This window comes from Pseudarthrobacter sp. rb (assembly GCF_056389225.1).
On the sequence record NZ_JBWJAR010000005.1, the window covers coordinates 143,470 to 168,807 of the forward strand.

Genomic DNA, 25,338 nt, shown 5'->3' on the forward strand with positions numbered 1-25,338 from the left:
AGGCGGCTCCTAGCCGAAATCGGCCACGTAGCTGGGAACTCCGACGGCGTCCGTGGACACCGGCGCTCCGGTGTCATTGACCACGTGGTCCAGTGTCCCGGCGCCAAGATTCACGGTCAGCAGGCTGTGCAGCTTCACGCCGGGCGTCACCGGGACCTCGAAGCCGCGGGTGGCGTGGATGGTGGGGTCCACGTTGTTGTACACATAGCTGCCGCCGCCCCACAGTTCATGGGTTTTGACGGAGTCTGCCACCTTGTACCCGGCCCAGCCGAGGACCCCGTCATGCTGCCACGCTGCCTGGTTCGGGGCGTCGTAGGGCAGTTCGTTCTGGAAGAAGACGGTTTTGCCGTTTTCGCCGTTCCAGATGACGTTGTACTCCTGGTAGTGCTCCACGAACAGGCCGGTGGCAGTGACGTTGTTGCCGTTGACGATCACGCCGTTCCTGCCGGTGTTGGTGGTCCAACCGACACCGTTGCCGTGGTCGGCGCGCCAGGCCCAGATATGGTCCAGGAGGACGTTGTCGCTGTTGACTTCCAGGCTGACCGAGGCTTTGCCCACGTGGGGCCCACCGATGCGGAAGAACACATCGTGGAGCGTGGTGGGGTTGGCCGGATCACTGCGGACGGCGGAGTCTGCTGATCCGCCGCCTGCGCCCGGGATTGCCTTGCCGACTCGCATCAGGGCAGGGGAGTTGACCTCGCCCGCGTCCACGGTGACGGCGGCAATGTCCACGCCGGGGACATCCGCGACTGTAAGGGGCACTGATCCGTTGACGGCGGTAAGTGATGCCATGCCCAGACCGAGCACTACGGTTCCGGCCCTCTTGACCTCGATGCTGCGGTCAATGTCGTAGACCCCGGGGGTCAGGATGAGGTTCTTTCCGCGGGCCAGCTGGGAGTTGATGGCCTGCACTGAATCGCCGGGCTTGGCGATGTAGAACTCTGCCAGCGGGATGCTGCGGCCTTCCGTGGGACCGTCTTCCCACGTGGTCCCTGCTGCATCCTGGCGGACGGAAGGCACGAATACGCTGTACAGGCCGGCCGGATCCACCGTCAGGTACGGCTTCTCCCTGCTGACCGGAGTCTTGTCCAGCGTGGTGTACGGCGGGGTGGGGAAGGAGTCGGCGGGCGCGCCGTCCACGCCCGAGAAGACCTGGTTCCAGACTCCGTTGGACCAGCTGCCGATGCTGCTGTCGCGCACCAGGTACTGCTGCTGGGAGCCATTGATGACGGCACCTGTCTTTGAGTCCGCGATGAACCCGCCGCTGGCGTACTGCGGGCCGGCGGTGCAGTAGTCCATCAGGGAGAGGTTGCCGCCGGTGATATTGACCCTGCGCATCGGTGAGGCCTGGGATGCCGCCCAGAAGTTGGCGGAGCTGCGGCAGCCTTCGAGGCCCGTGACATTGATGGTGAGGTTGGACAGTGAGCGCCAAAAATTGTTCAACGCAATGCAGTTATCCGCGGTGAGGCACCGGTTGTAGACGTCCACGTGTCCGTTGATGGTGACATCGGTGGGTGCTGTGCCCAGGCCCGCCACCTCGGTGGAGTAGCCCACCTGGACGATCAGCGGCTCCTCGGGCGTGCCATAAGTTCCGGGCTTGAACAGCAGCGAGTAGCGCTTTGAGCCCATCTCGTCGTCCACCTGCTGGGCCGCAACGGCGTCCACGGTGGCTTGGATTTGGGCCACGGGCATTCCGGGATCGAAGACGTACGTGTTGGGCCCGAAAGGGTTTTGCGGGGTCTGTGCCGGCGGCGGTGGCGACGCCGGAGCCTGGACTGCGGGCTGCGCGGCTGACGGTGCGGCCTGTGCTGGAACGGTCGCGCCGGCGGTGGCAAGCCCGATGAGGAGGGCGGTGCTTGCGGCAACGATGCCAGGGTGGGGCCGGCGCTGTGCCGGAAGGGGTCTGGGTACTTCAGGGCGTAAGGATAGCGGCATTGCTGGTCCTGTCAGTGGTGGGACTGGACGACCCGCGGCGGCTGCACTGCGCAGCTTGGGATCGGATGGTGGGAGCGCTCCCGTCGGGGAAGCGTAACATCGGCTCCCGGCGCCAGCAAGGGTTGGCGGGAGCGCTCCTAAAAGTTCTTGACAATCTCTTGTGAGGTGGGACACCATGTGTGAGAGCGCTCCCACCGCCGGCCGCCGTGCCGGTCAACCAGACCGCTCCACCCTCCATGCCTCCGACCGTGCACCCGGATCGATAGGGCATCCCTGACGAAGGAGTCTTCCCCCTGTGAAAAGCCCCAGCAAGTTCTCCGTGCTTTCGGCCGCCGCCGCGTGCCTTGCCCTGTCGCTCACGGCATGCGGTTCGTCATCGCCCGAGAAATCCGGCGTGAACGGCGCCACCGGGTCCGAGGCAGTTACCCTCACGGTCGGCACCTTCAACGAGTTCGGCTACGAGAAACTCTTTGACGAATACCAAGCGCTGAACCCGAACGTGACCATCGAACACAAGAAGGCGGCAACCACCAACGAGGCACGGGACAACCTCACCACGCGCCTTGCTGCGGGCTCAGGGCTGTCCGACATCGAAGCCGTAGAGGTGGACTGGCTTCCGGAACTCCTCCAGTATCCGGACCGCTTCGCCGACCTGAAGGACCCTGCAGTGGAAGGGCGGTGGCTGGACTGGAAGGCCGAGGCCGCCACCACCCCTGACGGCAAGCTCCTTGGCTACGGGACTGACTCCGGCCCCGAAGCTGTTTGCTACAACGCCGAACTGCTCAAGAAGGCCGGCTTGCCCACGGAACGCGGGGAGGTGGCCAAGATGCTGGGCACCACCTGGGACAGCTATTTCCAAGCCGGCAAGGCATTCAAGGCTGCAAGCCCGGATTCTGCATGGTTCGATTCGGCAGGGGCAATTTACCAAGGCATGAGCAATCAGCTTGAAAAGGTCTACGAGGAGGAGGACGGCACCGTCATCGCCACGGAGAACCAGCAGGTCAAGGACACGTACAAGCAGGTTCTGAAAGCCTCGACCGAGGACGGGCTGTCCGCCCACCTCAAGCAGTGGAGCGACGATTGGGCTTCCGGTTTCCAAACCGGCGCCTTCGCCACAACACTCTGCCCGGGCTGGATGCTTGGTGTTATCGAGGGTAACGCGGCCGGTGTCACCGGCTGGGACGTGGCCAATGTCTTCCCCGGCGGCGGCGGAAACTGGGGCGGCTCCTACCTGACAGTTCCCACCCAGGGCGCACACCAGGCCGAGGCCAAGAAGCTGGCCGGATGGCTGACTGCGCCGGAGCAGCAGATCAAGGCATTCACCGCCAAGGGCACCTTCCCCAGCCAGAAGGAAGCCCTCGACAGCAGCGCACTGCTGGGCCAGACGAACGCGTTCTTCAACGGCGCCCCTACCGGCGAAATCTTTGCCGAACGGGCCAAGGCCGTTGACGTGACCCCCTTCAAGGGCACCAAATTCTTCGCCATCAATGACGCCATGCAGCAGGCCCTCACCCGCGTGGACGTCGACAAAACGGACGACGCCGCCTCCTCCTGGGAGAAGTTTGTCACCGCAGTGAAGTCCCTCTAAACATGGCTGTCACCGACCGGGTCAAGCCACGGAGCCCCCGGAGGCAGTCCCTGCCTCCGGAAGGGACGAAGGGTGTCCGCCGCCTGGCCTTCTCCCAGCAGGTGTCCAAGTGGGACGTCAAGGTGTCCCCGTACCTCTACATCTCGCCGTTCTTCATCCTGTTTGCCATCACCGGGCTCTTCCCCTTGGTGTACACGGCGTGGGTTTCCCTCCACAACTGGAACCTCATCGGTGGACAGGGCAAGTTCACAGGCCTGGAAAACTACGCCTTTGTGGTGGCCCAGCCCTACTTCTGGAACGCGGTGGGCAACACCTTCAGCATCTTCATCGTGTCCTCCGTCCCCCAGGTTGTTATTGCACTGGTGATAGCGGCGGTGCTGGACGCGAACCTGAGGGCCAGGACGTTCTGGCGGATGGGGGTCCTGGTGCCGTTCGTCGTGGCGCCCGTGGCGGTGGGCCTGATCTTCAACAACCTCTTCGCAGACCAGTTCGGACTGATCAACGGGGTGTTGACGGCGGCAGGGCTGGACCCGGTCCGGTGGCATTCCGAATCTGTAGCCAGCCACCTGGCGATCGCCACCATGGTGAATTTCCGGTGGACAGGCTACAACGCGCTGATCTTCCTCGCGGCCATGCAGGCCATTCCCCGGGACGTGTTCGAGGCGGCAACGATCGACGGCGCCGGCCGGCTGCGCCAGTTCTTCTCCGTTACCGTCCCCATGCTGCGTCCGACGGTGATCTTCGTGGTGATCACCTCGACCATCGGCGGCCTGCAGATCTTCGACGAGCCGCGGGTCTTCGACCAGTCGGGCCTGGGCGGAGCGGACAGGCAATGGCAGACGCTGACGATGTATATCTGGGAACTCGGCTGGGGCCAGCGCAACTTTGGCAGGGCCTCGGCTGTGGCGTGGCTGCTTTTCCTGATCATTGTGCTGATCGCCCTGTTCAACTTCCTCATCGCCAAGCGCATCGCAAGCCAGGGAGGCCGCAAGTGAGCTCCATCCCCATGATCGAACAGACGGCCGGCAAAGGGGCCGCACGGGCAGCCGCGCGGCGCGGGCCGGGTGCCAGGGGTCCGAGGGCCGGCCGCGGGAGTGCCCGCAGGCCCGGTTTCCTCACGTACGGGTTCCTCGGCGCTGTGCTTCTGGCGTCCCTCTTTCCGCTCTACTGGTCCTTTCTGGTCGGCAGCCACGACAGCACTGTCCTGAGCCGTGGCATCCCGCTGTTGCCCGGGGGCAACTTCCTGGTCAACGCCGCGAAGGTTTTCGACAGCATCCCGTTCTGGAAGGCGATGGGCAACAGCCTCATCGTCTCGTGCGTGACTGCGGCCTCCGTCGTCGTGTTCTCCACCCTGGCCGGCTTCGCCTTCGCCAAGCTCCGGTTCCGGGGCAGTAAGGGGTTGTTGGTGTTCGTCATCGCAACGATGGCGGTTCCCACCCAGCTCGGTGTGGTTCCGCTGTTTATCGTGATGTCCAAACTGGGGTGGACCGGCTCGCTCTGGGCTGTCATCATCCCCGGTGTTGTCACGGCTTTCGGCGTGTTCTGGATGACCCAGTACCTGCGCGACGCCCTTCCGGATGAACTCATTGAGGCAGTGAGGATGGATGGGGCTTCCATGATCCAGGCCTTCTGGTACATCGGATTCCCGGCTGCCCGGCCCGCGGCCGCCATGCTCGCGCTGTTCACCTTCGTGGCCACCTGGACGAACTTCTTTTGGCCGTTCATCGTCCTGGACCCCTCGAACCCCACCCTTCCGGTGGCCCTGCAATTGCTGCAGGCTGCCCATTTCGTGGACTACTCCGTGGTCCTGGCCGGTGCCGTCCTGGCCACTGTCCCGCTCCTGCTTCTGTTTATCGCAGCAGGCCGGCAACTCGTATCTGGAATTATGCAAGGAGCAGTCAAGGGATGAGTTCCACCCAACTTTCGTTCCCGGAGGGGTTTCTCTGGGGCACGGCAACAGCTGCCTACCAAATTGAAGGGGCAGCACATGCCGAGGGCCGGCAGGACTCTATCTGGGATGCGTTCGCGCGGCTGCCCGGTGCGGTGGCAGACGGTCACAACGGGGAAGTGGCGTGCGACCACTACCGGCGCTACAAGCAGGACGTGGCCCTCATGGCCGATATGAACATGGGGGCCTACCGGTTCTCTACTTCCTGGGCCCGTTGCATGCCCGACGGCGCCACGCCCAACCCCGAAGGCCTCGACTTCTACTCCCGTCTGGTCGACGAACTCTTGGCGGCAGGCATTACGCCTTGGCTGACCCTGTACCACTGGGACCTGCCCCAGGCGCTTGAGGACAAGGGCGGCTGGGCCAACCGGGACACCGCATACCGTTTCGCCGAGTACGCGGCCCTCATGCACAGCGTCCTGGGCGACCGGGTCCGGATTTGGACGACCCTCAACGAGCCGTGGTGCTCGGCGTTCCTGGGCTATGCGGCCGGCATCCATGCACCGGGGAGACAGGACCCGCGGGCTGGGTTGGCTGCCGCCCACCACCTGCTGCTTGGGCATGGACTCGCAGCACGGGAAATTCGCCGCCAGGACTCCGGGGCCTCAGTAGGCATCACCCTGAACCTGACAGTCGCGGATCCGCGGGATCCCGGCAGCGAGGGTGATAGGGACGCGGCAAGGAGGATCGACGGCCAGTTCAACAGGATCTTCCTGGAACCGCTGTTCAAGGGGGAGTACCCGGCCGACCTGCTGGCGGACGTTGCGCACCTTGGCCTGGCCGAGCTGGTGCAGGACGGGGACCTGGAGACCATTTCCACGCCCCTGGACCTGCTCGGCGTCAACTACTACCACGGTGAATCGCTCACTAAGGATCCTGCCGATGTCCCGGGCCGGCCTGATGCAACGACGACGGCGTCTCCTGAGCAGGTGGTCCGCGCGGTGTCCTCACCGTTCGTGGCGGCTGACGGCGCGCGTTCGGTGCCCCGCGGCCTGCCCCTGACGGGAATGGGTTGGGAGGTCCAGCCGGAGGGGCTGCGGCGCCTGCTCAACCGGCTGCAGGCAGAGTACACCGGTCCGGCGGGGATCCCGGTGTACATCACGGAAAACGGCGCAGCTTACGATGACGTCCCTGACAGCGCGGGGTTCGTGGACGACCAGGACCGGCTGGGATTCTTCGCGGCCCATCTCCACGCAGTACATGGTGCGATCGCAGATGGTGTGGACGTCCGCGGGTACCTGGCCTGGTCCCTGCTGGACAACTTTGAGTGGTCCTTCGGCTACCACCAGCGCTTTGGACTGGTCCGGGTGGACTACACAACGCAGGAACGCATCCCCAAAGCCAGTGCCTTGTGGTACTCGGCGGTGGCTTCTTCCAATGCCGTTCCAGCCCCCGGCAGCCCGGTGCCGACTACGGAGCAAGGTGTCGTATTGTCGGTGTAATGAACGAAAAGACCAGCCGCCCTGCCTTGGCCGCAGCAGGGCGGACCAGTCCCACGCTGGAGGACCTGGCGTCGGCCGCCGGGGTGTCCCGCTCCACTGCATCCCGTGCCATCAACGGCGGTTCCAAGGTGAGCCCGGAAGCCCAGGCTGCGGTTGACGCCGCGATCGTGGCGTTGGGCTACACCCCAAACCGTGCAGCGCGAAGCCTGGTCACCCGGCGCACGGGTTCGGTGGCGCTGGTCATCCCCGAACCCGACGGCCGGGTCATGATGGACCCGTACTTCGCCGCAGTCATTACTGGAGTCAATGAAGCACTGCGCGAGACGGACCTGCAGCTGGTACTGCTGATGTCCCGTGCCGGCGACGACTCTGCGCGGACCATCCGCTACCTGCGCGGGGGCCACGTTGACGGGGCGATCGTGGTATCCCACCACCGCGCCGACGACTGGGTTGAGACCCTCGGCGCTACCGGTTTGCCCACCGTCTTCATCGGCAGGCCGTGGGACACGGAATCCGGGATTCCCTACGTGGACCTGGACAACTTCGAGGGCGGGCGGCTGGCGGCACGGCATCTGGCGGGCATCGGCTGCACCCGGCCCGCAACTGTCGCCGGCCCCACCGACATGACGGCCGCCGTCGACCGCCTGGAAGGATGGCTGCAGGGACTCAGGGAAGCCGGCCTTGAGCCCGGACCGGTCATCCACGGGGACTTCACGACGCCGGGAGGTGCCGATGCTGCGAAGAGCCTCCTGGCCGAGACGCCTGACGTGGATGGGATATTCGCCGCATCAGACCTCATGGCGCTCGGGGTGGTGGACACTCTTCGCGGAAGCGGGCGGCGGGTGCCGGACGACGTGGCGGTGGTGGGCTTCGACAACCACCCCATCCAGGCGGCAAACGGCCTGGGACTCACCACCGTGACCCATCCCGTGGCGGACATCGCGGCTGCGGCCGGAAAGCTGCTGGTCAGCGCCATTGGCAACCCCGGCGAGGCCTGGGAGCCCGTCATTTATCGGGCGGAACTGGTGGTGCGCGGAAGCACTGCTTTGTAGCCGGCTGCGGACCCGCGGCGCCGAAGCGGCCCGGCCTAGGGCCCGGCTTAGGCGGCCAGCCCGCCCTTCGCCTTGCGGTGCGTCCGGTGCCGGGCCGGTGCCAGGCGTGAATGGGCGCCCGCCAGGACCTCGCTGCCATCCGGCACGGTGCTGTCCGAATCCAGGTGTACGCCGTGCTCGATCAGGACGCTGGAGCCAATGCGCGAGTGGCTGCCGATGTGGACGTGATTGCCGATCACCGTGCCCCGGCCGATGCGCACGCCGTCGCCGATGACCGTCCGGTCACCGATGGTGGCGCCGCGGTCGATCCAGCTGCCGTGTCCAATCCGGCAGCCTGATCCCACCTGCGCGCCGTGCTCCACGTAGGTCATGGGGCCGACCCGGGCGCTGTCCGCCACGCTGGCCCCTGGAGCGATGAGCCCGCCGCCGTTGTCATGGCGGCTGTACCGGGTGACCTTCCCGGCGTCGTCCTCGACTGACACAAACTTTGCGGTCATACCATCCCTCGTTACCACCGCGGTTTTTACCGCGCAGTAGGTTAACGGCCGGGAGGCCGCGAGGATTCCCTGGACAGGGCGGAAGGGCTACGCCACCAGGTTGGCCGCGGCGGTGTCCATGTGTTCCAGGATGGTCTTCCGGGCCAGGGTGGCGTCCCCGGTGTCGATGGCGCCCACGATGTCCTTGTGGCGGTCAACGCTCATGTTGCTGACACCCTTTTCCAGGCCTGCGAACATGATGGACATCCGGATGGACCCTTCCAATGACTCCCAGGAGTGGAGCAGGGTTTCATTGCCCGTGAGCCGGCAGAGGGTGCGGTGGAATTCGAGGTCGGATTCGATCCGCTCCTCCAGGCTTCCGTTCGTGGCCTCCGTCATGGCGTCGATGGCTTTGTGGAGGGACTCGGTGACGTGCTGCCGGTCCGGGAGTTCGCAGAGTGTCCGGGCGGCGAGGGATTCCAGGGCGGCGCGGACTGCGTAGATGTCCCGGATTTCCTTTTCGTCCAGGTGGCGGACGGAGAGGCGGCCGCGCGGTCCGGCGGACAGCAGGCCCTCCTGTTCCAGCTGGCGGAGGGCTTCACGAAGGGTGCCGCGGCTGATCTGCAGCATCTCGGACAATTCGGTTTCAACCAGATGGCGGCCCGGTTCCAGCTCGCCGCTGGTGATGGCGGTCCTCAACGCCGAGAGCGCCTGCTCGCGCAGGCTTTTCTTTTCCAGTCCCAGCAGCGGGGCGGTCAGTCCGGCCATGGCTTCTGTCCTCAATGTCATAAGTCGACTGTTTACAGTCGGTAGTGGTTTCGATAGTACGGCAGAAAGCACGGCACCGGACGGGACCGGTGCCGTGCTTTCTGCATCGGTTTCCTGCCCTAGCCGAGTTCGGCGAGGACTTTGGCCACGATGCGGTCCACGGCGAGACCGTACCGGTCGTGCAGCGTGGGCAGGGCGCCGGCGTCCAGGAACTGGTCCGGCAGTCCGATGGGCACCACACGCTTGCCCACACCGGCGGTGACGACGGCGGAGGCAACAGTTTCGAACAGCCCGCCCACCACGGAGTGGTTCTCCAGGGTGACGGCCAGGCGGTCCGTGTTGACCTCCTTAAGGACGGTCCCGGCGTCGAACGGCTTGATGGTGGGGGTGTGCACGACGGCGACATCCACGTTGTGTGCCGCCAGGGCCTTGGCTGCCTGCAGGGCGCGCATGGTCATCAGGCCGGAGGAAATGAACACCACGTCGTTGCCGCCGCGCAGCACCTTGGCCTTGCCGAGCTCGAACGTGTAGTCGTACTCGTCCAGGACGGTGGGCACATTGCCGCGCAGCAGCCTCAGGTAGGTGGGGCCTTCCGAGGCGGCCAGTTGCGGGACGGCCTGCTCGATGTCGATCGAGTCGCAGGGGTCCACGATGGTCAGGTTGGGCATGCCGCGGAAGATCGCCATGTCCTCGGTGGCCTGGTGGCTGGGGCCGTACCCGGTCGTGAGGCCCGGCAGGCCGCCAACGATGTTCACGTTCAGGTTCGGCTCGGCCGCGTCCAGGCAGAGGAAGTCGTAGGCGCGGCGGGCGGCGAACACCGAGTAGGTGGACGCGAAGGGCACCAGGCCGGATTCGGCCAGGCCCGCGGCTGCGCCGAAGAGCAGTTGCTCGGCCATGCCCATCTGGAAGAACCGTTCCGGGAAGGCCTGGGCGAAGATGTGCATGTCCGTGTACTTGCCCAGGTCCGCGGTCAGGCCCACGATCTTGTCGTTCTCCTGTGCGGCCTTGACCAGGGCGTGCCCGAACGGTGCGTTGGAGGTCTTCTGGCCCGGGTCGGCGAACGATGCGATCATCGCCGAGGTCTTCAGCTTCGGCTTGGCCGCTGCTGCGGTGTCGGGGGCCTCGGTGGTGGTGCTCATGCTGAAGCCTTTCCTTCGTAGCCGGCAGTGAGCTGCTCGCGGCAGATCTGCCATTCGTTCTCTTCGATGCGCATGAAGTGCGCCTTTTCGCGGTTCTCCAGCAGGGGCACGCCCCGGCCAACCTTCGTGTCGCACAGGATCACGGAGGGGCGTCCGACGGCGGCGGCCTGGGCAGCTGCGTTGTCGAACGCCGCCAGCAGCGCGCCGACGTCGTTCCCGTCCACCCGCTGGGTGTACCAGCCGAAGGATTCCCACTTTTCCGTGACCGGTTCGGTGCGCAGCACCGTGTCCGTCTTGCCGTCGGCCTGCAGGGCGTTGATGTCCACCATGGCGGTGAGGTTGCCCAGCTGGTGGTGGTGCGCGCCCATGGCGGCTTCCCAGGTGGAGCCCTCGTCCAGTTCGCCGTCCGACAGGAAGTTGAAGACCCGGGCGGACGAGCCCTGGTACCGGAGTCCCAGTGCCATGCCGACGGCGATGGTCAGGCCGTGGCCCAGGGAGCCGCCGGAGATTTCCATGCCAGGGGTGTACGTGGACATGCCGGACATTGGCAGCCGGGAGTCGTCCGATCCGTAAGTTTCCAGCTCCTCCACCGGGACGATGCCGGCTTCGGCGAGGGCCGCGTAGTGGCCGATGGCGTAGTGGCCGGTGGAGAGCAGGAACCGGTCGCGGGCTTCCCAGTGCGGGTCCCCGGCGCGGAAGCGGAGCTGGTCACCGTAGACGGTGGCGAGCATGTCCGCGGCACCCAGGGCCTGGCCCACGTACCCCTGGCCCTGCACCTCGCCCATGTTCAGGGCGTGGTGCCGGATCCGGTAGGCGGCGGCGCTGATCTTCTCCAGCCGTTCCGGAGTCACCGCAGTCTGCAGTGTTTGTCCCTGCGGGGCGGCGTCCTGGACGGTATCTGTAGGCATTGCTGGCTCCGTGGTCGTTTGGTGCGTGGTGGTCATTCAGGCGTTCACAGTGTTCGGGGTGCTTTTGGTGGCCTCGTCAGCCAGTTCGCGTTCCCGCCTGCCCCAGGTTTCCCGGGTGGCGACGGCGGCCCAGAGGCCGATCAGGGCGTACGCGCCGAAGAGCAGTGCGGGGCCCATCCAGCCGAAGCTGACGAACAGCAGCGTGGTGATGAACGGGGTGAAGCCGGACACCATGGCCGAGATCTGGTACGCCAGGCTGGCGCCGGAGGCGCGGGTCTTGGCCTGGAAGAGTTCCGGGAACCAGGCGCCCTGGGCACCGGCCAGGGAGTTCTGGCATACCGCGTAGGAGATCACGATGGTGAGGATGATGGCGATGAACAGGCCGGTGTTGACCAGCAGGAACATCGGGATGGCGAACAGTGCGGCGAAGGCGGTGGACCAGATGTAGAGCGGGCGGCGGCCGATGCGGTCCGTCAGCGCGGCCCAGGCCTGGGTGGCGAAGATGCCGATGGCCGAAGCGATGCAGAGCGCGATCAGGGTCTGGCTCTTGTCCGCCAGGTGCTGGCTGTTGATGTAGGAAATCATGTAGGTGATGGATACGGCGTAGCCGGCGGTCTCGGCGATGCGGAGGCCGATGCCTTTGACGATGTTGCGCCAGTCCGTCTTGATGACCTCAACGATGGGGGCCTTCACGATGGCGCCGCTGTCCTTGACCTCATCGAACACCGGGGACTCGGGGACCTTGGAACGGATGATCAGGCCCACGATGACCAGCAGGATGCTGGCGAGGAACGGGATACGCCAGGCCAGTTCGTTGCCGAGCTGGACGCTGAACAGGAAGGTCAGGTTGGCCAGCAGCAGGCCCACGGGGAAGCCGGCCTGGACGATGCCGGTGTACTTGCCCTTGGCCTTCCAGGGTGCGTGCTCGTAGCTCATCAGGATCGCGCCGCCCCATTCCGCGCCGAAGGCCAGGCCCTGAACGATGCGGACAAAGACGAGCAGGGCCGGAGCCAGCAGTCCGACTGCCGCGTAGGTGGGGAGCAGGCCGATGGCGAAGGTGGCCAGGCCCATCAGGATCAGGGAGGCGACCAGGACCGGCTTGCGGCCTACCCTGTCGCCGAGGTGTCCGCCGATGATGCCGCCAAGGGGGCGGGCTGCGAAGCCGACGCCGAGGGTGGCGAAGGAGGCCAGGGTGCCGGTCACCGGATCGGTTCCGGGGAAGAAGGCGGTGCCGAAGTACAGTGCGGCAGCGGTGCCGAAGCCGATGAAGTCATACGTCTCAATCACGGCCCCCACGCCGGATCCGATGGCAACTCGCCGGGCATCCTTGGTGCCGTGGACCGGGCCGCGCATGGTCAGAGCATCTTTGCTCATGGTGGTTCCCTTTCGAAAAGCGGCTGAAGGAGGTCCGCCGCTGTCGACTGTTAACAATTGATGGGATCCAGTGTGACCCAGATCATTCGGACTGTCAACAGTCGACTTTTAGAGTTGACTGTTGACAGTTAACTTCCGTATTGTGGTCCCCATCACTACAGCCCGGCACGAACCAAAGGATCAATGATGTTCCATTCCAGACTTGGGTGCTCGTCCATCAGCTTCAGGCACCAGGACCTGGGCACCGCCCTGCGGACTATGAAGGGGCTGGGCTTCGAGGAGATCGACCTGGGCGCGTTGCCCGGCGTCTGTGACCACGTACCGTACGGGCTCGACGCCGGCGCCGTCGCCGCAGTCTCCGCCGAGGTCAACGCTTCGGGCCTGCGCGTCCGTTCCGTGAACGGCGACATCGGGGACTTGAACAAAGTGCTCGACGACGAAGGCCGGGCCGGGCGGGAGCGCCACCTTGACGCCCTGCTGACCTTGACGGCCAACATCGGTGCGAAGGCGCTGGTCCTGCCATGCGGCGCCCTGGACCATACCCCGGTCCGGAGCGTTGGCGAGGACCTGGACCTCGTTGCCGCCCAGCTCATTGGTGCCGGGCGGCGGGCGGCGGAGTTCGGCGTCGAACTTTGGACCGAATCCCTGCACTTCCTGCGGTTCTGCTGGAACCTGGAGCGCGCGGGACTCCTGGCCGACCGCCTTGCCGGTTCCGGCGTCGGAATCGTCATGGACTTCAGCCACGTTGTGGCGTCGGGCGAGGACATCCAGGCCTACCTGGACCGGCACCAGGGCCGCATCAGCCACGTCCACCTGCGCGACGCCGTGCCGGGGAACATCAACCTCAGCATCGGCAACGGGGCCGCCGACTTCGCCGGCGGCCTGAAGCGGCTCGCCGCCGACGGCTACACCGGCCACTTCTCGCTCGAACTGGAAACCCGGGACGTCACCAACGACGAACGTCCCGCCGCCGCCGCCAAGGCAGCAAGTTTCATCACCGACCTTCTCTAACCATCGATTGCTCCGTAAACGCCGTTTTGACGCCTCATAAGGGCCGTTGCGGAGCAATCGATCCACCCAAACAAGCGATCCACGCACACAATTCAAGGAGCCCCACCATGACCATCATCCAGCGCACCGCCGTCCTCACCGGAGCAACCTCGGACCGCGGCATCGGCATCACCACCGCCCGCCGCTACGCCCGTGACGGCTGGGGCATCGTCATCCTGGACCTCGACGGCGAGAAGTCCGCCAAGGTCGCAGCCGAAATCGGCAACGAATTCAACGTCCCCGCCTTCGGCCACGAGATCGACGTCGCCAACGAAGCCTCCGTCACCGCCGCCCAGGCCGCCGTCGCCGCCGAGGTGGCCGCCGGCAACCTCCCGCCCGTCGGCGCCCTGGCCAACATCGCCGGCATCACCTCGCCCATCCCGTTCCTGGAGACCACCCTCGAGCTGTGGCACAAGGTCATGGATGTCAACGCCACCGGCACCTACCTGGTGACCAAGGCTTTCCTGCCGGACATGATCGCCAACGGCTGGGGCCGGATCGTCAACATGTCCTCCGTCTCTGCCCAGCGAGGCGGCGGCGTCTTCGGCAAGGTCCCCTACTCCGCCGCAAAGGCAGCCATCCTGGGCTTCACCAAGGCCCTGGCCCGTGAACTGGGCACCACCGGCGTCACCGTCAACGCCATCACCCCCGGCGCCGTGGACACCAACATCCGCGTAGGCAGCACCGAGGAGCAGGAAGCGGCCATCAACGCCGGCATCCCGCTGGGCCGCAACGCCACCACCGAGGAAGTGGCCGCCGTTATCGCCTTCCTCTCCTCCGAGGACTCGGCCTACCTCACCGGCACCACCATCGACATCAATGGCGGCAGCCACATCCACTAGCAGCCCCTGACAGCCCCCAGCACTGACAGCACCCGGACGCCGGAGAACCCACCATGACCAAAATCTTCAACGACCCCTCAGAGTTCGCCGAGGAGGCCCTGGCAGGCTTCTGCGACGTCCACTCGGACCTGGTCCGCCAGGTCCCCGGCGGCGCCGTCCGCCGCTACCGGCCTGCGCAGCCCAAGGTTGCCGTCCTGGCCGGCGGTGGCTCCGGGCACTACCCGGCGTTCGCCGGGGTGATCGGCACCGGCTTCGCGGACGGCGCGGTGGTGGGCAACATCTTCACCTCGCCGTCCGCCCACCAGGCCTACTCGGTGGCCAAGGCCGCCGAGTCCGGCGCCGGCGTCGTCTTCACCTACGGCAACTACGCCGGCGACGTGATGAACTTCGGCATGGCCAGCGAGCGCCTGGCCGCCGAGGGCATCGCTGTGGAGAACGTCCTGGTGACGGACGACATCGCCAGCGCCCCGCCGTCGGAATCCGCCAAGCGCCGCGGCATCGCCGGTGACTTCACCGTCTTCAAAGTGATGGGGGCCGCCGCCGAGAACGGCGCGGACCTGGACGAGGTGGTCCGCCTGGGCCGCAAAGCCAATGACCAGACCCGCACCATCGGCAGCGCGTTCGCCGGCTGCACGTTCCCCGGCGCCGACGCCCCGCTGTTCACCCTTCCGGAAGGGCAGATGGGCCTGGGCCTTGGCATCCACGGCGAGCCGGGCCTGCACGACACCGACCTGCCCTCGGCGAAGGACCTGGGCCGGGAACTGGTGGCCAGGGTCCTCTCCGAAACCCCGCCGGATGCCGGCAGCAGGATCGCCGTCATCCTCAACGGGCTCGGCTCCACCAAACACGAGGAGCTGTTCGTCCTCTGGGGAACCATTGCACCGCTGCTGCGCGACGCCGGCTACACGCTGGTGATGCCTGAGGTGGGCGAGCTGGTCACCAGCCTGGACATGGCCGGCGTCTCGCTGACCATCACATGGCTGGATGAGGAGCTGGAACCACTGTGGGCTGCCCCTGCCGAGACTCCGGCCTACCGCCGGGGTGCCGTGGTCACCCGGGCGGGCACTTCCGCCGGGGAAGAAGCGGCCGACGCCGGCGCCCCCGCGGAGGCGTTCGTCGCCACGGGCGCCTCCCGTGGGTATGCCGCGGCCTGCGTCGAGGCCATCGGTGCCGCGCGCACCCTGCTGCACGGGGCCGAGGAACGGCTGGGCCGGATGGACGCCATCGCCGGCGACGGCGACCACGGCCGCGGCATGGTCCGCGGCGTGGACGCAGCAGCCGCAGCAGCAGCTGCCGCCTTCACCGCCGGTGCAGGTGCCGGTGACGTGCTGGCTGCCGCCGGCGACGCCTGGGGGGACAAGGCCGGCGGAACCTCCGGTGTCCTCTGGGGAGCGGGCCTGCGCGCCTTCGGCGAGACGGTAGGAAACTCCTCCGCGCCCGGGGCCAACGTCCTTGCGGCCGCCGTGACGGCGTTCGCGGACCGCATCGTCCAGCTGGGCAAGGCCGAGATCGGCGACAAGACCATGGTGGACGCGCTGCTGCCGTTCGCTTCAACATTCAGCCGCACGGTGGCTGACGGTGCCGAGCCAGGCCTGGCCTGGCAGGACGCCGCCCGGGAAGCGGCAGCCGCGGCGGAGGCCACCGCCGACCTGCTGCCCCTGAAGGGCCGCGCCCGCCCGCTGGCCGAGAAGAGCCTGGGCACCGCCGACCCCGGCGCCACGTCCCTTGCCATGGTCTTCGCCGTGATGGGGCCGCATTTCACCACCACCAGCACAGCCGGCGCTGCGCCGGCGGGAGCCAAGTAATGACGACGGAAGGACACCCCATGGGGCTGCGGCTCATTGTCGGCGCGGACGAAGCCGGTGTTGATTACAAGGACAAGGTCCTGGCGGATCTCCGCACCGACCCCCGTGTCAGCGAGGTGATCGACATCGGCGTCAACCGCACCGACGCCGCGGACGACTTCACCAGGCCCTACCCCTACGTGGGCATTGCGGCCGGCGAGATGATCCGCGACGGCCGGGCCGACCGGGCCATTCTCTTCTGCGGCACGGGCATCGGCGTGGCCATCGCGGCGAACAAGGTGGAAGGCATCCGCGCCACCGCAGCGCACGACTCGTTCTCGGTTGAGCGCTCCATCCTGTCCAACGACTGCCAGGTCCTCACCATGGGCCAGCGCGTGGTGGGCATCGAACTTGCCCGCCGCCTGGCAAAGGAATGGATCGGGTACACGTTCGATCCGTCGTCGGCCTCGGCGGGCAAGGTCAAGGTCCTCACCGACTTCGAGTCCTGCTAGCCGGACACATCGGGGGAATGTCATGAAGCCCTATCCCTGCCACGACTGGGGGCGCCTGATCGGGGTTCCGGTGGAGATCCGGAGGGACTCTGAGGTGGTGCGGGCCGGTGTGGTGGATGACGCCATGCCGCGCCCGGCCGCGCTGTGGCTCGCCGCCGACGCCGGTGGCGGCAGGGAACTGTTCACCGCCGCCGAAGGGTACGAGGCATGGATCCGGCCCCGGGAGCTGGGCGGAAAACTCTGCTACAAGATGGCTGCCGCCCCGTTGCGCGGTGCTCCTAGACTGGGGTGATGATCACAGTCACCGGAAGTGTGGAAACCAACCTGTCCGCCGAGAAGGCCTTTGCCTTCATGCGTGAGTTCGAAAACACCAGCAAGTGGGACCCCAACACCCCTGTCATGGACAAAATCACGCCGGGACCCGTGGCCGTGGGGCACAAGTACCACGCCGAGTCCGAGTTCCGGGGGAAGCGCCAGACCCTGGTCTATGAGGTCATCGAGCTGACGGACAACCACATCAAGCTGCGCGGCGAGAACAAGACCGTAACCTCGTTCGATTCCATCGATGTCAGCCCCAACGGGACAGGTTCGGTGGTGAAGTACACGGCCGAGTTCAGCATCCACGGGCCGGCCAAGATCATCCAGCCGCTCCTGAAGCCTGCCTTCAATTCCTTGCGCGATCCCGCACTGAACGGGATCCGGGACACGCTTAACGCGCTGGCAGCGGCCTGACGGCTTCGAAGAACTCCCGGAGCTCCCGGCGCGGATCGTTCTCCAGCCGGATTTCGTCGCGCAGCACCATGGTGCTGCGCGCGTCGCCGTACTCGGGCCATTCCAGTTCCTCAGTTGCCGGGTTTCCGGTGCCGGCGAAGGCCGCCCAGGCCCCGCTTATGGCGTCGCCGAGGGCTGCCGGTGCCTTGCCCCTGGTGAGGAACGCAGCCTCCGGTGCGTCCAGGTGCCGGAAGACGAAGGGGATGTCCAGGGCGTGGCAGGCGCCAAGTTTTCTGCCCATCGCCGGGCTGCGCCACGTGAACAGGTAGGCGAAGGTCTTTCCGGTTGCTCCGTTTCGGGCCGCGAGGCTCCTGGAATCCAGCAGGCGGTTGCTCGGCTGGCGGTACAGGGAGTCCGCGATCGAGGCCTCGAGTAGTTCCTTCCCCGTGGCTTCCCGGCCCATCACCCGGGCCAGTGCTTCGGTGTAGCCGGAGGCCGCTGCCTCCGGCACTCCGCTGCCGGCAAGGGTTGCGGCGGCGCGGCCAGGGTAGTCGGGGTCGCCGGCGGCAGGCGGCCGCATTTCGACGGCGAATGAACCCTCATTGAGGTTGGTCCCGATCAGCAGGTCCACCCAGCCGTTGAGCCCGTTACGGATGCTTTCCAGCGGCGGCGCGGGAAGTGACGGTGTCCCGGACGTCGGCTGGAACGGCAGAGGCACCGCGAAGGATTCAGCGGCGAAACGCTTCTCAAGGTCCTGTTGGGCGGCCAGCAGCCGCTCCACCGGAAGCGTGAGGAGTTCCGCGGCGGAGGACGGCGCCAGGCCGCACAGCTCAAGGAACAGCGAAGTGATGCGGGCCGACTCCTCCGGCCGGCGGTACCGTTCCGCTGTGCCGCTCTGCATGATGGCCCGGCGGAAGAGCCCATCCGACGCCGGCATGCCCAGCAGCGTGCCGATCGCTGCCGCGCCTGCGGACTCGCCGAAAGCGGTGACGTTGTCCGGGTCGCCGCCGAACGCGGCGATGTTCCGGCGCACCCAGCGGAGGGCCTCCAGCTGGTCCAGCAGGGCGAGGTTTCCGGAGTCTTCATACCCGGCCCCCAGCAGATCAGCCAGGTGCAGGAAGCCCAGCGCGCCCAGGCGGTAGTTGATGGACACCAGCACCACGCCCGCCGCGGCGGCGAGCCGGGCGCCGTCGTACATGCCGTCACTGTTGGCGCCCAGAAGGTACGCGCCGCCATGGATCCATACCATGACCGGCCTGGCGGGACCGTCCGTCCCCGGTGTCCAGATGTTCAGGTTCAGGCAGCCTTCCTCGCTCCAGGTGCGCGGATTGGCTCCCGGGGGTGCGGGGGATTCCGGGTTCTGCGGCGCTGCGGGACCCGGTGCGGTGCAGTCCAGCCCTTCGGTCCACGGCGGGACCGGGACCGGGGGCAGGAAACGGTTGGCGCCCGACGGCGGCGCGGCGTAAGGGATGCCAAGGAACCGGTGGATGGTGGTCCCGTCAGTTTCCAGGGAAGTGCCGTGGACGGGTCCGCTGGGCGTGGAGAGGCGCGTCATGGTTGACAGGTTACGGTGTCCGCACAGGTAGGCTGTCATCACCGTTCGGCAGTGGGCGGCCACGAATGCTGTGGCGTTTAACCATTGTCCGGAGGTAAGACCCGTGCTGAACGCCGGCGTCCCTGAATACAGGGACTTCGCAGACGTTGCCCTGCATCTCCAGGATTCGTTCCTGCAGAACCAGGAGGTGGAGGCGTTCCTCCATGACCTGGCGGAGTATGCTGCCTCGCGGCTCGGCTCTCGGGACCATGAGTGTTCGTGTGAAATTACGGTGCTGCGTCCCAAGAAACCCGCAGCGACCGCCAGCAGCCGGCCGGGTGGGGCGCTCATAACCCCGCTGGAGTCCAAATACGGTGACGGTCCGGGACTGACTGCCATGGGCAGCGGAGGCACGGTCCTGGTGGGTGACCTGCGGCGGGAGCAGCGGTGGCCGGAGTACGTCAAGGCGCTCCGGCGGCAGGGAATCCTTTCGGTGCTGAGTGTCCCGGCCGTGCTGGAGGGGGACGCCCGGGGCGTCCTGACGTTCTACTGCTCAGAGCCCGTTGCCTCCGGCGGCGACGGCGTCCACGCCGCGGAGGCCTTTGTGCGCCAGGCGTCCAAGGGCCTGAAGCTTGCCCTGCGGATGCTGAAGCTGGAGGAGACAAGGGACGGCATGAGTGCGGCCATGCAGACGCGCACGGTAATCGACCTGGCAACGGGGGCCATCATGGCGCAGAACCGCTGCACCCAAGCGGCCGCCTTCAAGCTGCTGCGGGACGCGTCCAACAGCAGGAACATGAAGCTCCGCGAGGTTGCCGCGGCCGTGGTCGCATCCGTGGCCGGCGCCGCGGAGACCTTCACCTACTTCGACGAGTAGGGGTCCTTCCGCTCCGGGTCATGCCGCTCCGGCCGGAGAAGGAACAAATGGGAGTTGCTGAGGGGGGCCCGCAGCGGCAGGCCTTCGGCGGCGCAGTGTTCATTGACGGCCTGGGCCAGCGCGTCCCGCTCCTTCGGCGAAAGGGTCCCCTGGCCGTCGCAGTAGTCGCGGATGAGCTGCTCGGAGGCGTCGCCACCCAGCGCTACGAACTCCAGCCACAACTGGGCCAGGTCAAGCCGGTATTCCTTGATGACAGCACCGGTCAGGGCCTGCTGGTCCACGGCATCCATCGTCCCGTCCTCGCGATTGGCTATACCCCTACACTTTGCTTTCGGAGCGGCGGAGCCGGTGGATGGGAAAAGGTTCGAAACTTTTTTGCCTGCAAGAATGGGTCCATGCCTCTGCGCACTTACCCCGTCCGGCGGCTGGCAGAGGATCCCGGGAACGTTCTGGACCGGGCTCTCTGGCCGGCCGTGCTGCCACCGGTGTCCCAGGTCCTTGACCAGGGACTCGACCTGGGGCCGGCCACCATCCTGGTCGGCGAGAACGGGTCGGGGAAATCCACGCTGGTGGAAGCCCTTGCGCTCGCCTACGGGCTGTCTCCAGAGGGTGGCTCCACAGGCGCACGGCATGCCACGCGCCGCACCGAATCAGTCCTGGGCGACCACCTGCAGCTGATCCGGAACGCCGGTGCCACCCGGTGGGGATACTTCCTGAGGGCTGAGACGATGCACGGGTTCTACACGTACCTGGAGCAGAACCCCAGCACAGCCCTCCCGGACATTCCGTTCCATGACATGTCCCACGGAGAGTCCTTCCTGCAGCTGGCAGCCGACCGCTTCAACGGTCATGGGCTGTGGGTCCTCGACGAACCGGAATCCGCCCTCTCCTTCTCGGGCTGCCTGAGCCTGCTGTCCGTCCTGAAGGAACTGCTTGCCGACGGAGGATCCCAGGTGGTGATGTCCACGCATTCCCCGCTGCTGGCGGCCCTTCCCGGGGCCTCGATCCTCGAAGTGGGGCCCTGGGGATTACGGCCCCGGGCCTGGGCGGAATTGGAGCTCGTCGCGAACTGGCGGCGGTTCATGGACTCGCCCGAACGCTACCTCCGCCACATCTAGCCCCGTGGGACCTTCGCCCCTAGGCAGCAAACCCGCCCAGGCAGTCAACTTGAGTGTCTGGGGCAGGAAACACAACAGGAGGCAAGGACCATGGGCGCATGTGACGTCTGCGGCAGCAGTGAGGGCCGCATGTTCACCGTCAGTATGGGGAACCAGACCGGAACATTCGACAGCTTCGAATGCGCCATCCACATGATGGCTCCGGCGTGCGAGCACTGCGGCTGCCGGATCCTGGGCCACGCCGTTGAAAGCGAGGCCGGCATCTACTGCTGCCTGCACTGCGCGAAGGAAGCAGGGAATCCGCACCAGGCCGCCAAGGCGGAGCATTCGACGGTGGCCGTGCCTGCGCAGGGGACCGCAGCGGGCCAGGCCTAGTCCCGCCGGAAGAACTTCACAACAGGAGAAAGGGAAACGGTGGCCGGCAACGGAAGTTTCAGGATAGTGGTGGGCGTGGACGGGTCAGACCAGTCCAAGGCAGCCATGGATTGGGCGGTCGAGGAGTCCAGGCTGCACAAGGGTGAGGTCCGGGCATTGACGGCCTGGAGCTTCCCCTACGTCAGTGATGCCATGGGCACTTCCTGGGACTACGAGATCTTCGAGAAGGACGCCCAGGCCATCCTGGAAGCGGAGCTCGAGCGGGTCAAGGACCGGGGTGTAACCATTACCGGGCGCATCGTGGAGGGGAATCCGGCGTCGGCGCTTATTGACGCTTCCCGGGATGCGGACCTGGTGGCGGTCGGTTCGCGCGGCCACGGCGGATTCACCGGGATGCTGCTCGGCTCCGTGTCCCACCAGACCATCCACCACGCGCACTGTCCGGTGCTGGTGATCCGCGAACCCAGCTCCGACTAAGGCGTGCGGCGGGCTCCACGGAACGTGGGGACCCAGCAGCGCACCGCTTCGCGGTAGTGCTGGAACTCGGCACCGAACCGCTCCGCGAGGTCTGCTTCTTCCAAGGGCCGGACCGCATAGTTCCATACCAGGGAGCCCAGGACTGCATAGGCCACCACGAGCCACGACTGCAGCAGCAGGCCCACCGCGGCTCCCTGCACTATGCCTGCCACCGCCATCGGGTTCCGGATCCACCGGTAGGGCCCGGCGATCACCAGGCGGTTGGGCATGGCCGACGGCAATGGCGTTCCATCTCCCAGGGTGGACATCACCACCGCCGACCAAATCCCCAGGCCGCTCGCCAGGACCAGGATGGCGGTACCGGCCGGAACTGCCAACGGGGGAAAGGCCAGGGACAAGCCCCAGCGCTGTTCAAGGAAACCCAGGATGGGCGGAACAAGGCCCAGGAAGAAACCCCAGAACACCATGATCTGCGCGAGCGTTCCGGCCATGTGGCGTCCCGGTCGTGGGCGGCTGCGGGCCTGCCGGAAAGCGAAGGGGCCGCGCACAATCCACTCGGTGGGGATGCGCCCCAGCAGGACAAGGCAGAGCGCAGCGGCTGTACCTGAGGTTGCAGCCCCCATGGCCAGCACACCCAGGCCTGCCTGGGCCGTGGCGGTGGCATAGACGGCCAGGGCGGCGGTGACGAGGACGGTCCACGAGGTGCTGACGACGGCGGCTGTCCGTACTCCGGCGGCCGCGGCAGCGGAGGCAACAACAAAAAGGGGAACGTCGAAGGTGGCGGTGAGGACGGGGTCGAGTCCGCCGAGGGTGGCCCGGCGAATCCCGGGCGATAGGAAAACAGCGACCCACCAGAGGCCGCCAGCCACTGCCTGCAGGGCAAAATACGCCCGGCCCCACCAGGCCAAATCCCCTTGGGCCAAGCGTGGCACGGATCCCCCCGAATCGTTCCAGTGAATGAAAGCTGCCAACCCTCCGGCGTGTCTGGCAGCAAGACTTGTTCCTGAGACTACCTGTTGAGCCGGGACTGTCTGCCGGCCTGGGGGAGGGATCACTCACCGGCTGAATCCCCGGACCTGTGAAAGGACCAGCATGGACATGATTCGGGTCGAGCCCCGGTGCCGCGTGATAATCGACAACGACTGGGCAGGGGACCCGGACGGGCTGGCGGCCCTGGCCCACCATGCGTTGTCGCCCGCCAACAACATCGTGGCGGTCACCAGTTCATTGACCAACCCGATGTTTGGACCGCCCGGGGGCATGGCGCAAAGGGGCGCGGACCTCGCGGCCGGTTTGCTGCGGGTACTGAAGCGGCCGGAAGTGTCAGACGTGCAGGCCGGGTCCGATGCCCCCTTCACCGGGCAAGCCCGGGACAATGCGGCTGCCCGTGCCATTGTGGACGCCGTGGCGGCCGGAGGAGAGCTGCCCCTGATCCTTGTCTGTGCCGGCCCGCTCACCAACGTGGCCGATGCGCTCCTGCTGGATCCCGCCGTCGCCCTTTCCCTCACCCTCGCGTGGGTGGGCGGGGCCGCGGCGAACGGGGAGGAGTACAACTACTTCACGGATCCCGCCGCCGCGGACTTTGTGCTGGGAAACCAAGAGTTGGCCGTCTGGCAGTTCCCGGCGGAGACGTACCGGCAGGTGGTTGCCCCTGTGGCTGAACTCGATCATGCCTTCAGGAACTCAGGGCCGGCCGGCGCGTGGCTGTGGGAGCTCTTCAACAACCTGGAGGTACCGGATTTCGTGAAATGCGGGCCGTTGTGGTGCCTGGGCGACAGTGCACCCCTGGTGGTGACCGGGCTCGACGACGTCACGTCCACCTTCACGGAAACGGGCACCCAGCCCTCCCGCCGGACCTACACCTCGGTGGATGCACGGTTGATCATGGCGGACTTCCTCGCGAAGCTGCGGCTGCATCAGTAGCAGGCAAGGACAAGCCCGGACCTCCAAGGGAAGTCCGGGCCGTTCGCTGTTGTCAGGCGGGCTGCGGCGCCCCCGCCTGGGCGTGTTCCCTGGCGAAGTTGCCCAGCCAGCGTGCGCTGTCCTTGGGCGTGCGTTCCTGGGTGGAGCGGTCGACGGCGATCAGGCCGAACTTGGGCCGGTAACCGAAGATCCACTCGAAGTTGTCGAACGCCGTCCAGGCGATGTACCCCCGCACGTCGATGCCGTCGGCAAGGCAGGAGGCCACGCCGTCGACCGCTGCCCGGAGGTAGGCCAGGCGCTGGGTGTCATCTTCCGTGGCCAGCCCGTTCTCGGTGACGATCACCGGGGTGCCGGCAATGCGCCAGGCCTCCCGGATGGTTGCTTCCAGGCCCTGGGGGTAGACCTCCTCGCCCATCTGGTTCAGCGCCGCTCCCTCTGGAGCGGGGGCGTGGCCGTCCGGGCCGTACACGGTGCGGCCGTAGGTCTGGATGCCCACGAAGTCGTCACCGCGGGATGCTTCCAGGAACCGCTCGTTGACGTTCCCGCGCACCCGGTCCGCGATTTCCTCACCGCCCGGGATTGCCTGGATGTCCGAGTTGGCCAGGGTCCAGCCCACCTGCAGCTCCGGGCGGTGCGCCTTGATCGCTGCAGTGGCGGCCCGGTGCGCGCTCAGTTTGACGTTAAAGCCCGCCTCCGTGGAGCAGAACTGGAACGGAGCCACCGTGCTGGCGTCGACGCCAAGACGCTCCGCGGCGGCTGCCCACATGGGGACCGTGCCGCGGTTTTCCGGCGCTTCGCCGCCGATGCCAAACGATTCCAGCAGCCACGGAAGGTTGGGCTCGTTCAGGGTGCAGGCGACGCCGACGAGGTCACCCAGGTGCGCCATCACGCGGTCGCAGTACCGTGCGAAAAGTTCCGGTGTGCGTTCGCCCTCCCAGCCGCCCGACCGCAGCAGCCAGAGTGGCGACGCGAAGTGGTGGAACGTGACCACCGGGGTGAGACCGTGCTCCAGGCAGGTCTCCAGCACCCGCTTGTAGTGCTCCAGTTCGGCCACCGAGAAGTGGCCCTCTTCCGGCTCGATCCGGGCCCACTCCAGGGAGAAGCGATAGCTCGTGAAACCAAGCCCGGCGATCAGCGCGATGTCCTCCCGGTACCGGTGGTAGTGGTCCACGGTGTCCCCCGAGGGCTCCGCAAAGATGGTGCCCGGAAGATGTTCCAGGAACCAGATATCGCTGTTGACGTTGTTGCCTTCCACCTGGTGGCCTGCGGTGGCCACACCCCATAGGAAGTCCTGCGGAAACGGGTTGGTCATAGGGTTCCTCTCATCATGGACGCACACCGGCGCCCCAGGCCTCGCTGCCTGCATCCATCCTGTCCGGCCGCGTGACCGCCGCCACAATACCTTTTCAATCAATGACATTGTCATGTTTGGTGCAGGCAGCCCCGGCTGATTCTTGAAAGGAGCCGGGCACCTCCGGCCCCGCTGATTTCTTTCCGTTGCAGTC

General features: G+C 66.6%; 26 protein-coding genes. 16 read left to right on the forward strand and 10 right to left on the reverse strand.

From position 1 onward, the window contains the following. Positions 1-9 precede the first annotated feature (9 nt). Entirely contained in the window at positions 10-1,935 is a 1,926-nt protein-coding gene (locus ACWRN3_RS08975; RefSeq protein ID WP_476740402.1) for an adenylyl cyclase, read from the reverse strand. 295 nt (positions 1,936-2,230) lie between these two features. On the opposite strand from ACWRN3_RS08975, the gene ACWRN3_RS08980 reads away from it, so the two are divergent. Genes ACWRN3_RS08980 through ACWRN3_RS09000 form a run of 5 tightly spaced genes read left to right on the forward strand, consistent with a single transcriptional unit; the run spans position 2,231 to position 7,965 of the window. Continuing rightward, entirely contained in the window at positions 2,231-3,523 is a 1,293-nt protein-coding gene (locus ACWRN3_RS08980) for an ABC transporter substrate-binding protein (RefSeq protein ID WP_476740403.1), read from the forward strand. Positions 3,524-3,525: 2 nt separating this feature from the next. Further along, a complete protein-coding gene (locus ACWRN3_RS08985; RefSeq protein WP_476740404.1) occupies positions 3,526-4,518 on the forward strand; it encodes a carbohydrate ABC transporter permease in 993 nt (330 codons plus the stop codon). Then, a complete protein-coding gene (locus tag ACWRN3_RS08990; RefSeq protein WP_476740405.1) occupies positions 4,515-5,432 on the forward strand; it encodes a carbohydrate ABC transporter permease in 918 nt (305 codons plus the stop codon). The genes ACWRN3_RS08985 and ACWRN3_RS08990 overlap by 4 nt, the downstream gene beginning before the upstream one ends. Next, on the forward strand, positions 5,429-6,913 hold the full coding sequence (locus ACWRN3_RS08995) for a glycoside hydrolase family 1 protein (protein ID WP_476740406.1): 1,485 nt from the start codon (positions 5,429-5,431) through the stop codon (positions 6,911-6,913). The genes ACWRN3_RS08990 and ACWRN3_RS08995 overlap by 4 nt, the downstream gene beginning before the upstream one ends. Then, the gene (locus tag ACWRN3_RS09000) at positions 6,913-7,965 is read left to right on the forward strand and encodes a LacI family DNA-binding transcriptional regulator (RefSeq protein WP_476740407.1); all 1,053 of its coding nucleotides are present in this window, start codon (positions 6,913-6,915) and stop codon (positions 7,963-7,965) included. Before ACWRN3_RS08995 ends, ACWRN3_RS09000 begins: the two co-directional genes overlap by 1 nt. A gap of 47 nt (positions 7,966-8,012) precedes the next feature. Here ACWRN3_RS09000 and ACWRN3_RS09005 read toward each other — a convergent pair whose 3' ends face one another. The 5 genes from ACWRN3_RS09005 to ACWRN3_RS09025 form a co-directional block, all read right to left on the reverse strand. Beyond that, entirely contained in the window at positions 8,013-8,462 is a 450-nt protein-coding gene (locus tag ACWRN3_RS09005; RefSeq protein ID WP_255174109.1) for a DapH/DapD/GlmU-related protein, read from the reverse strand. A gap of 87 nt (positions 8,463-8,549) precedes the next feature. Beyond that, positions 8,550-9,209, reverse strand: coding sequence for a GntR family transcriptional regulator (locus ACWRN3_RS09010; RefSeq protein ID WP_159635915.1), 660 nt, complete (start codon positions 9,207-9,209; stop codon positions 8,550-8,552). Between the two features lie 119 nt (positions 9,210-9,328). Then, complete coding sequence (locus ACWRN3_RS09015; protein WP_255174110.1) at positions 9,329-10,348, reverse strand: transketolase family protein; 1,020 nt, start codon at positions 10,346-10,348, stop codon at positions 9,329-9,331. Next, complete coding sequence (locus tag ACWRN3_RS09020; RefSeq protein WP_476740408.1) at positions 10,345-11,256, reverse strand: transketolase; 912 nt, start codon at positions 11,254-11,256, stop codon at positions 10,345-10,347. Before ACWRN3_RS09020 ends, ACWRN3_RS09015 begins: the two co-directional genes overlap by 4 nt. A gap of 36 nt (positions 11,257-11,292) precedes the next feature. Continuing rightward, entirely contained in the window at positions 11,293-12,630 is a 1,338-nt protein-coding gene (locus ACWRN3_RS09025) for an MFS transporter (RefSeq protein WP_476740409.1), read from the reverse strand. 186 nt (positions 12,631-12,816) lie between these two features. On the opposite strand from ACWRN3_RS09025, the gene ACWRN3_RS09030 reads away from it, so the two are divergent. The 6 genes from ACWRN3_RS09030 (at position 12,817) to ACWRN3_RS09055 (ending at position 17,550) form a co-directional block, all read left to right on the forward strand. Beyond that, a complete protein-coding gene (locus tag ACWRN3_RS09030; RefSeq protein ID WP_476740410.1) occupies positions 12,817-13,641 on the forward strand; it encodes a sugar phosphate isomerase/epimerase family protein in 825 nt (274 codons plus the stop codon). A gap of 107 nt (positions 13,642-13,748) precedes the next feature. Continuing rightward, positions 13,749-14,522, forward strand: a complete 774-nt coding sequence (locus tag ACWRN3_RS09035; RefSeq protein WP_476740411.1) for an SDR family NAD(P)-dependent oxidoreductase — start codon at positions 13,749-13,751, stop codon at positions 14,520-14,522. Positions 14,523-14,575: 53 nt separating this feature from the next. Next, entirely contained in the window at positions 14,576-16,327 is a 1,752-nt protein-coding gene (locus ACWRN3_RS09040) for a dihydroxyacetone kinase family protein (protein ID WP_476740412.1), read from the forward strand. Further along, positions 16,327-16,818, forward strand: a complete 492-nt coding sequence (locus ACWRN3_RS09045; RefSeq protein WP_476740413.1) for an RpiB/LacA/LacB family sugar-phosphate isomerase — start codon at positions 16,327-16,329, stop codon at positions 16,816-16,818. The genes ACWRN3_RS09040 and ACWRN3_RS09045 overlap by 1 nt, the downstream gene beginning before the upstream one ends. 22 nt (positions 16,819-16,840) lie before the next feature. Continuing rightward, positions 16,841-17,110 carry a hypothetical protein gene (locus tag ACWRN3_RS09050; RefSeq protein WP_159634144.1) on the forward strand — a complete coding sequence of 90 codons (270 nt, stop codon included), beginning with the start codon at positions 16,841-16,843 and terminating at the stop codon, positions 17,108-17,110. After that, positions 17,110-17,550 (forward strand): SRPBCC family protein, encoded by a 441-nt coding sequence (locus tag ACWRN3_RS09055; protein ID WP_324643854.1) that lies wholly within the window; start codon positions 17,110-17,112, stop codon positions 17,548-17,550. Before ACWRN3_RS09050 ends, ACWRN3_RS09055 begins: the two co-directional genes overlap by 1 nt. Here ACWRN3_RS09055 and ACWRN3_RS09060 read toward each other — a convergent pair. Next, positions 17,528-19,084 (reverse strand): carboxylesterase/lipase family protein, encoded by a 1,557-nt coding sequence (locus ACWRN3_RS09060; RefSeq protein ID WP_476740414.1) that lies wholly within the window; start codon positions 19,082-19,084, stop codon positions 17,528-17,530. The two genes, ACWRN3_RS09055 and ACWRN3_RS09060, sit on opposite strands and share 23 nt — an antisense overlap. A gap of 103 nt (positions 19,085-19,187) precedes the next feature. Here ACWRN3_RS09060 and ACWRN3_RS09065 point away from each other — a divergent pair, with 103 nt between their 5' ends. Continuing rightward, positions 19,188-19,940, forward strand: coding sequence for a GAF and ANTAR domain-containing protein (locus ACWRN3_RS09065; RefSeq protein ID WP_324643856.1), 753 nt, complete (start codon positions 19,188-19,190; stop codon positions 19,938-19,940). On the opposite strand, the gene ACWRN3_RS09070 is transcribed toward ACWRN3_RS09065, so the two are convergent. Further along, the gene (locus tag ACWRN3_RS09070; protein ID WP_255174117.1) at positions 19,925-20,230 is read right to left on the reverse strand and encodes a hypothetical protein; all 306 of its coding nucleotides are present in this window, start codon (positions 20,228-20,230) and stop codon (positions 19,925-19,927) included. The two genes, ACWRN3_RS09065 and ACWRN3_RS09070, sit on opposite strands and share 16 nt — an antisense overlap. A gap of 105 nt (positions 20,231-20,335) precedes the next feature. On the opposite strand from ACWRN3_RS09070, the gene ACWRN3_RS09075 reads away from it, so the two are divergent. The 3 genes from ACWRN3_RS09075 to ACWRN3_RS09085 all read left to right on the forward strand — a co-directional run bounded on the left by ACWRN3_RS09075 (position 20,336) and on the right by ACWRN3_RS09085 (position 21,910). Further along, on the forward strand, positions 20,336-21,058 hold the full coding sequence (locus ACWRN3_RS09075; RefSeq protein ID WP_476740415.1) for an AAA family ATPase: 723 nt from the start codon (positions 20,336-20,338) through the stop codon (positions 21,056-21,058). Between the two features lie 90 nt (positions 21,059-21,148). Next, positions 21,149-21,433, forward strand: coding sequence for a hypothetical protein (locus tag ACWRN3_RS09080; RefSeq protein ID WP_159634125.1), 285 nt, complete (start codon positions 21,149-21,151; stop codon positions 21,431-21,433). A gap of 39 nt (positions 21,434-21,472) precedes the next feature. Then, entirely contained in the window at positions 21,473-21,910 is a 438-nt protein-coding gene (locus ACWRN3_RS09085; RefSeq protein WP_324643859.1) for a universal stress protein, read from the forward strand. Here the strand turns inward: ACWRN3_RS09085 and ACWRN3_RS09090 are convergent. Beyond that, positions 21,907-22,788, reverse strand: a complete 882-nt coding sequence (locus ACWRN3_RS09090; protein WP_255175715.1) for a methyltransferase family protein — start codon at positions 22,786-22,788, stop codon at positions 21,907-21,909. The genes ACWRN3_RS09085 and ACWRN3_RS09090 overlap by 4 nt on opposite strands. A 214-nt stretch (positions 22,789-23,002) precedes the next feature. On the opposite strand from ACWRN3_RS09090, the gene ACWRN3_RS09095 reads away from it, so the two are divergent. Next, positions 23,003-23,833 carry a nucleoside hydrolase gene (locus ACWRN3_RS09095; protein ID WP_324643860.1) on the forward strand — a complete coding sequence of 277 codons (831 nt, stop codon included), beginning with the start codon at positions 23,003-23,005 and terminating at the stop codon, positions 23,831-23,833. A 52-nt stretch (positions 23,834-23,885) separates the two neighbouring features. Here ACWRN3_RS09095 and ACWRN3_RS09100 read toward each other — a convergent pair whose 3' ends face one another. Next, positions 23,886-25,145 carry a glycoside hydrolase family 1 protein gene (locus ACWRN3_RS09100; protein ID WP_476740416.1) on the reverse strand — a complete coding sequence of 420 codons (1,260 nt, stop codon included), beginning with the start codon at positions 25,143-25,145 and terminating at the stop codon, positions 23,886-23,888. Positions 25,146-25,338 lie beyond the last annotated feature (193 nt).

Bases quoted from the DNA above. Each gene is read 5' to 3' on its own strand.
- ACWRN3_RS08975 (WP_476740402.1), bottom strand. From the start codon at position 1,935: ATGCCGCTATCCTTACGCCCTGAAGTACCCAGACCCCTTCCGGCACAG.
- ACWRN3_RS08985 (WP_476740404.1), top strand. From the start codon at position 3,526: ATGGCTGTCACCGACCGGGTCAAGCCACGGAGCCCCCGGAGGCAGTCC.
- ACWRN3_RS08995 (WP_476740406.1), top strand. From the start codon at position 5,429: ATGAGTTCCACCCAACTTTCGTTCCCGGAGGGGTTTCTCTGGGGCACG.
- ACWRN3_RS09000 (WP_476740407.1), top strand. From the start codon at position 6,913: ATGAACGAAAAGACCAGCCGCCCTGCCTTGGCCGCAGCAGGGCGGACC.
- ACWRN3_RS09005 (WP_255174109.1), bottom strand. From the start codon at position 8,462: ATGACCGCAAAGTTTGTGTCAGTCGAGGACGACGCCGGGAAGGTCACC.
- ACWRN3_RS09010 (WP_159635915.1), bottom strand. From the start codon at position 9,209: ATGGCCGGACTGACCGCCCCGCTGCTGGGACTGGAAAAGAAAAGCCTG.
- ACWRN3_RS09015 (WP_255174110.1), bottom strand. From the start codon at position 10,348: ATGAGCACCACCACCGAGGCCCCCGACACCGCAGCAGCGGCCAAGCCG.
- ACWRN3_RS09020 (WP_476740408.1), bottom strand. From the start codon at position 11,256: ATGCCTACAGATACCGTCCAGGACGCCGCCCCGCAGGGACAAACACTG.
- ACWRN3_RS09025 (WP_476740409.1), bottom strand. From the start codon at position 12,630: ATGAGCAAAGATGCTCTGACCATGCGCGGCCCGGTCCACGGCACCAAG.
- ACWRN3_RS09030 (WP_476740410.1), top strand. From the start codon at position 12,817: ATGTTCCATTCCAGACTTGGGTGCTCGTCCATCAGCTTCAGGCACCAG.
- ACWRN3_RS09035 (WP_476740411.1), top strand. From the start codon at position 13,749: ATGACCATCATCCAGCGCACCGCCGTCCTCACCGGAGCAACCTCGGAC.
- ACWRN3_RS09040 (WP_476740412.1), top strand. From the start codon at position 14,576: ATGACCAAAATCTTCAACGACCCCTCAGAGTTCGCCGAGGAGGCCCTG.
- ACWRN3_RS09045 (WP_476740413.1), top strand. From the start codon at position 16,327: ATGACGACGGAAGGACACCCCATGGGGCTGCGGCTCATTGTCGGCGCG.
- ACWRN3_RS09050 (WP_159634144.1), top strand. From the start codon at position 16,841: ATGAAGCCCTATCCCTGCCACGACTGGGGGCGCCTGATCGGGGTTCCG.
- ACWRN3_RS09055 (WP_324643854.1), top strand. From the start codon at position 17,110: ATGATCACAGTCACCGGAAGTGTGGAAACCAACCTGTCCGCCGAGAAG.
- ACWRN3_RS09060 (WP_476740414.1), bottom strand. From the start codon at position 19,084: ATGACGCGCCTCTCCACGCCCAGCGGACCCGTCCACGGCACTTCCCTG.
- ACWRN3_RS09070 (WP_255174117.1), bottom strand. From the start codon at position 20,230: ATGGATGCCGTGGACCAGCAGGCCCTGACCGGTGCTGTCATCAAGGAA.
- ACWRN3_RS09075 (WP_476740415.1), top strand. From the start codon at position 20,336: ATGCCTCTGCGCACTTACCCCGTCCGGCGGCTGGCAGAGGATCCCGGG.
- ACWRN3_RS09080 (WP_159634125.1), top strand. From the start codon at position 21,149: ATGGGCGCATGTGACGTCTGCGGCAGCAGTGAGGGCCGCATGTTCACC.
- ACWRN3_RS09095 (WP_324643860.1), top strand. From the start codon at position 23,003: ATGGACATGATTCGGGTCGAGCCCCGGTGCCGCGTGATAATCGACAAC.
- ACWRN3_RS09100 (WP_476740416.1), bottom strand. From the start codon at position 25,145: ATGACCAACCCGTTTCCGCAGGACTTCCTATGGGGTGTGGCCACCGCA.